The organism is Simplicispira hankyongi, from assembly GCF_003570885.1.
Taxonomy (GTDB): Bacteria; Pseudomonadota; Gammaproteobacteria; order Burkholderiales; family Burkholderiaceae_C; genus Simplicispira; species Simplicispira hankyongi.
On sequence record NZ_QXJC01000016.1, the window covers coordinates 1 to 5,777 of the forward strand.

The following is a 5,777-nucleotide window of genomic DNA, read 5'->3' on the forward strand; positions in this document are numbered from 1 at the left end:
AAAAGCGAAACCCCCTTGAACCTAGAGGATTCAAGGGGGTTTGGCAGGGCTGTAAGAGCCTGACGATGACCTACTTTCACACGGGAACCCGCACTATCATTGGCGCGAAGTTGTTTCACTGTCCTGTTCGGGATGGGAAGGAGTGGGACCAACTTGCTATGGTCGTCAAGCATAACTTTTGAGCTTGGGTGAGCGCGGCTCAGCCAAGCGAATTCATAGAGTATGGAATCAGGGGAATTTTTGTATTGCGTCTGTTGGCATAACAGTCGGCTTTGATGAATTTATCAAAGTTATAGGGTCAAGCCGCACGAGCAATTAGTACTGGTTAGCTTAACGCATTGCTGCGCTTCCACACCCAGCCTATCAACGTCCTGGTCTAGAACGACTCTTCAGGGGGGTCGAGCCCCCGGCAGATCTCATCTTGAAACGAGTTTCCCGCTTAGATGCTTTCAGCGGTTATCTCTTCCACACTTAGCTACCCGGCGATGCCACTGGCGTGACAACCGGTACACCAGAGGTGTGTCCACTCCGGTCCTCTCGTACTAGGAGCAGGCTTCCTCAAATCTGCAGCGCCCACGGAAGATAGGGACCAAACTGTCTCACGACGTTTTAAACCCAGCTCACGTACCTCTTTAAATGGCGAACAGCCATACCCTTGGGACCGGCTACAGCCCCAGGATGAGATGAGCCGACATCGAGGTGCCAAACACCGCCGTCGATATGAACTCTTGGGCGGTATCAGCCTGTTATCCCCAGAGTACCTTTTATCCGTTGAGCGATGGCCCTTCCATACAGAACCACCGGATCACTATGTCCTGCTTTCGCATCTGCTCGACTTGTCAGTCTCGCAGTTAAGCACGCTTATGCCATTGCACTATCGTCACGATGTCCGACCGTAACTAGCGTACCTTCGAACTCCTCCGTTACGCTTTGGGAGGAGACCGCCCCAGTCAAACTGCCTACCATGCACTGTCCCCGATCCCGATAAGGGACCTGGGTTAGAACCTCAAACACACCAGGGTGGTATTTCAACGTTGGCTCCACAAGATCTAGCGACCCTGCTTCAAAGCCTCCCACCTATCCTACACAGATCTGTTCAAAGTCCAATACAAAGCTACAGTAAAGGTTCATGGGGTCTTTCCGTCTATCCGCGGGTAGATTGCATCATCACAAACATTTCAACTTCGCTGAGTCTCTGGAGGAGACAGTGTGGCCATCGTTACGCCATTCGTGCAGGTCGGAACTTACCCGACAAGGAATTTCGCTACCTTAGGACCGTTATAGTTACGGCCGCCGTTTACTGGGACTTCAATCAAGAGCTTGCACCCCATCATTTAATCTTCCAGCACCGGGCAGGCGTCACACCCTATACGTCCACTTTCGTGTTTGCAGAGTGCTGTGTTTTTATTAAACAGTCGCAGCCACCGATTTTTTGCAACCCCTTTGGGCTCGCCTTGTACAGGTTCACCTACTTGGGGCATACCTTCTCCCGAAGTTACGGTATCAATTTGCCGAGTTCCTTCTCCAGAGTTCTCTCAAGCGCCTTAGAATACTCATCTCGCGCACCAGTGTCGGTTTGCGGTACGGTCGTCAATAGCTGAAGCTTAGTGGCTTTTCCTGGAAGCAGGGTATCACTCACTTCGTCTGCAAGCAGACTCGTTATCACCCCTCATCTAAGCCCGGCGGATTTGCCTACCAGGCACGACTACAGGCTTGAACCAACATGTCCAACAGTTGGCTGAGCTAACCTTCTCCGTCCCCACATCGCACTATTGATCGGTACAGGAATATTGACCTGTTTCCCATCAGCTACGCATTTCTGCCTCGCCTTAGGGGCCGACTCACTCTACGCCGATGAACGTTGCGTAGAAAACCTTGCGCTTACGGCGAGGGGGCTTTTCACCCCCTTTAACGCTACTCATGTCAGCATTCGCACTTCTGATACCTCCAGCACCCATTACCAGGCACCTTCACAGGCCTACAGAACGCTCTCCTACCACGTGCAATAAATTGCACATCCGCAGCTTCGGTAACTGGCTTAGCCCCGTTACATCTTCCGCGCAGGACGACTCGATCAGTGAGCTATTACGCTTTCTTTAAATGATGGCTGCTTCTAAGCCAACATCCTGACTGTTTTAGCCTTCCCACTTCGTTTCCCACTTAGCCAATTTTAGGGACCTTAGCTGGCGGTCTGGGTTGTTTCCCTCTTGAGTCCGGACGTTAGCACCCGGTGCTCTGTCTCCCAAGCTGTACTCGTCGGTATTCGGAGTTTGCATAGGTTTGGTAAGTCGCCATGACCCCCTAGCCTAAACAGTGCTCTACCCCCGACGGTAATACTTGAGGCACTACCTAAATAGTTTTCGGAGAGAACCAGCTATTTCCAAGTTTGTTTAGCCTTTCGCCCCTATCCACAGCTCATCCGCTAATTTTGCAACATTAGTCGGTTCGGACCTCCAGTACCTGTTACGGCACCTTCATCCTGGCCATGGATAGATCACTTGGTTTCGGGTCTACACCCAGCGACTATGTTCGCCCTATTCGGACTCGATTTCTCTACGGCTTCCCTATTCGGTTAACCTTGCCACTGAATGTAAGTCGCTGACCCATTATACAAAAGGTACGCAGTCACCCCTTTCAGGGCTCCTACTTTTTGTAAGCATGCGGTTTCAGGATCTATTTCACTCCCCTCCCGGGGTTCTTTTCGCCTTTCCCTCACGGTACTGGTTCACTATCGGTCGATGATGAGTATTTAGCCTTGGAGGATGGTCCCCCCATATTCAGACAGGGTTTCTCGTGCCCCGCCCTACTTGTCTGCAGCCTAGTACCACACGTTGGCTTTCGCATACAGGGCTATCACCTGCTATGGCCGGGCTTTCCATCCCGTTTTGCTAACCATCGTGCTATCACTGCACGGCTTCTCCGATTTCGCTCGCCACTACTTTCGGAATCTCGGTTGATGTCTTTTCCTCGAGCTACTGAGATGTTTCAGTTCACCCGGTTCGCCTCAATAACCTATGTATTCAGTTAAAGATACCTATTGCTAGGTGGGTTTCCCCATTCAGATATCTCCGGATCAATGCTTATTTGCCAGCTCCCCGAAGCTTTTCGCAGGCTATCACGTCTTTCGTCGCCTATCATCGCCAAGGCATCCACCACATGCTCTTAGTCACTTGACCCTATAACTTTGACAACTCTTATCGAGTTACCTCCATTACATTGCCGGACTTGCAAGGTCTTTCACCTTGCGCGTTATGCCGTAATCGACTTCCAGCTCTTTCGAGCCTTCATCGTAATTACATTTGAATTTCCAAACCAAAGTTTGAATATTCGTTTTGACGCAATCAAAAATTCTTGTTGCTGATGGCACGGCGCATCTTTCGATGCTTTCCATCAGCAACGCTGATTCGACTCTATGAATTTTTAAAGAACAGCCGATTGATCGATCTATACCGATCAACAACAAAGTAGCCTTTCGCAAAGCCACTTTGGTGTTGAGTGCCCGAACCGTTGTGGGTTGGTGGAGGATGACGGGATCGAACCGACGACCCCCTGCTTGCAAAGCAGGTGCTCTCCCAGCTGAGCTAATCCCCCCAGGAATCGCATTGTCGTGTCGCCCCAATCTTTTAGCCCGCAGCACTTGGTGGGTCTGGTTGGTCTCGAACCAACGACCCCCGCCTTATCAAGACGGTGCTCTAACCAACTGAGCTACAGACCCAAGCCGGCCCCTCAAAGCACCGCACAGTTCACACTGCACCGCGCTTTCGCGACTTCTTCCAACAACCGATAAGTGTGGGCGTTCAAGGCCTTTGGCCAGTTTTCCAGAAAGGAGGTGATCCAGCCGCACCTTCCGATACGGCTACCTTGTTACGACTTCACCCCAGTCACGAACCCTGCCGTGGTAAGCGCCCTCCTTACGGTTAGGCTACCTACTTCTGGCAGAACCCGCTCCCATGGTGTGACGGGCGGTGTGTACAAGACCCGGGAACGTATTCACCGTGACATTCTGATCCACGATTACTAGCGATTCCGACTTCACGCAGTCGAGTTGCAGACTGCGATCCGGACTACGACTGGCTTTATGGGATTGGCTCCCCCTCGCGGGTTGGCAACCCTTTGTACCAGCCATTGTATGACGTGTGTAGCCCCACCTATAAGGGCCATGAGGACTTGACGTCATCCCCACCTTCCTCCGGTTTGTCACCGGCAGTCTCATTAGAGTGCCCAACTAAATGTAGCAACTAATGACAAGGGTTGCGCTCGTTGCGGGACTTAACCCAACATCTCACGACACGAGCTGACGACAGCCATGCAGCACCTGTGTTATGGCTCTCTTTCGAGCACAATCGCGTCTCTGCGATCTTCCATACATGTCAAAGGTGGGTAAGGTTTTTCGCGTTGCATCGAATTAAACCACATCATCCACCGCTTGTGCGGGTCCCCGTCAATTCCTTTGAGTTTTAACCTTGCGGCCGTACTCCCCAGGCGGTCAACTTCACGCGTTAGCTTCGTTACTGAGAAAGTAAATTCCCAACAACCAGTTGACATCGTTTAGGGCGTGGACTACCAGGGTATCTAATCCTGTTTGCTCCCCACGCTTTCGTGCATGAGCGTCAGTGCAGGCCCAGGGGATTGCCTTCGCCATCGGTGTTCCTCCGCATATCTACGCATTTCACTGCTACACGCGGAATTCCATCCCCCTCTGCCGCACTCTAGCTATACAGTCACTAATGCAGTTCCCAGGTTGAGCCCGGGGATTTCACATCTGTCTTATATAACCGCCTGCGCACGCTTTACGCCCAGTAATTCCGATTAACGCTTGCACCCTACGTATTACCGCGGCTGCTGGCACGTAGTTAGCCGGTGCTTATTCTTACGGTACCGTCATGAGCCTTCTTTATTAGAAAAGACCTTTTCGTTCCGTACAAAAGCAGTTTACAACCCGAAGGCCTTCATCCTGCACGCGGCATGGCTGGATCAGGCTTTCGCCCATTGTCCAAAATTCCCCACTGCTGCCTCCCGTAGGAGTCTGGGCCGTGTCTCAGTCCCAGTGTGGCTGGTCGTCCTCTCAGACCAGCTACAGATCGTCGGCTTGGTAAGCTTTTATCCCACCAACTACCTAATCTGCCATCGGCCGCTCCGTGAGCGCAAGGCCTTGCGGTCCCCTGCTTTCATCCGTAGATCGTATGCGGTATTAGCACAGCTTTCGCTGCGTTATCCCCCACTCTCGGGCACGTTCCGATGTATTACTCACCCGTTCGCCACTCGTCAGCCACCGAAGTGCTGTTACCGTTCGACTTGCATGTGTAAGGCATGCCGCCAGCGTTCAATCTGAGCCAGGATCAAACTCTACAGTTCGATCTTGTGTTTTTTGCCTCTCTCGAGACTACTCAAAATTAAGAATTGAAGTGAACTTCACTTCTCTCTCATGAGCGTTTGAAAGCTTTTTACAGCCCTCGAAGCCTTTGACAGCTTCTTTTGTTCCAAAGAACTTTAGGCCTCATGCCTCAAACGCCCACGCTTATCGGCTGTATATTTTTAAGGTTCTCTACCAGCACATCGAGGCCTAAACCCCTTCTTGCCAGCTTGCTACGCTGCGATCAGCGAAGCCTTGAATTCTAGCAGGATTTTTCAGCTTCTGTCAAAAAGATTCGAAGAATTTTTTCTTCTCACCTCACTCAACATCCACCTACTTCACCCGCCGCACCACCGCATCCAGCAAACCCCTCTCGGGGCTTACCTGCCGTCAGCAGCGCAGCCTTGCATTGTAGTACGGGTTT

Annotated in this window: 1 protein-coding gene, 2 tRNA genes and 3 rRNA genes; all 6 read right to left on the bottom strand. The window is 51.6% G+C overall.

Annotated elements, in window-relative coordinates:
• Nucleotides 1-57: 57 nt before the first annotated feature.
• The 6 genes from rrf to D3F03_RS17090 all read right to left on the bottom strand — a co-directional run bounded on the left by rrf (nucleotide 58) and on the right by D3F03_RS17090 (nucleotide 5,355).
• Nucleotides 58-170: ribosomal RNA gene (gene rrf, locus D3F03_RS17070) — 5S ribosomal RNA — on the bottom strand.
• Between the two features lie 124 nt (nucleotides 171-294).
• Nucleotides 295-3,176 (bottom strand): 23S ribosomal RNA (locus tag D3F03_RS17075).
• 35 nt (nucleotides 3,177-3,211) lie between these two features.
• Nucleotides 3,212-3,391 carry a hypothetical protein gene (locus tag D3F03_RS17195; RefSeq protein WP_147414738.1) on the bottom strand — a complete coding sequence of 60 codons (180 nt, stop codon included), beginning with the start codon at nucleotides 3,389-3,391 and terminating at the stop codon, nucleotides 3,212-3,214.
• Nucleotides 3,392-3,515: 124 nt separating this feature from the next.
• Nucleotides 3,516-3,591, bottom strand: a tRNA-Ala gene (locus D3F03_RS17080).
• Between the two features lie 47 nt (nucleotides 3,592-3,638).
• Nucleotides 3,639-3,715: transfer RNA gene (locus D3F03_RS17085), tRNA-Ile, on the bottom strand.
• Between the two features lie 107 nt (nucleotides 3,716-3,822).
• Nucleotides 3,823-5,355 (bottom strand): 16S ribosomal RNA (locus tag D3F03_RS17090).
• The 16S, 23S and 5S rRNA genes sit together here with 2 tRNA genes alongside, the layout of an rRNA operon.
• Nucleotides 5,356-5,777 lie beyond the last annotated feature (422 nt).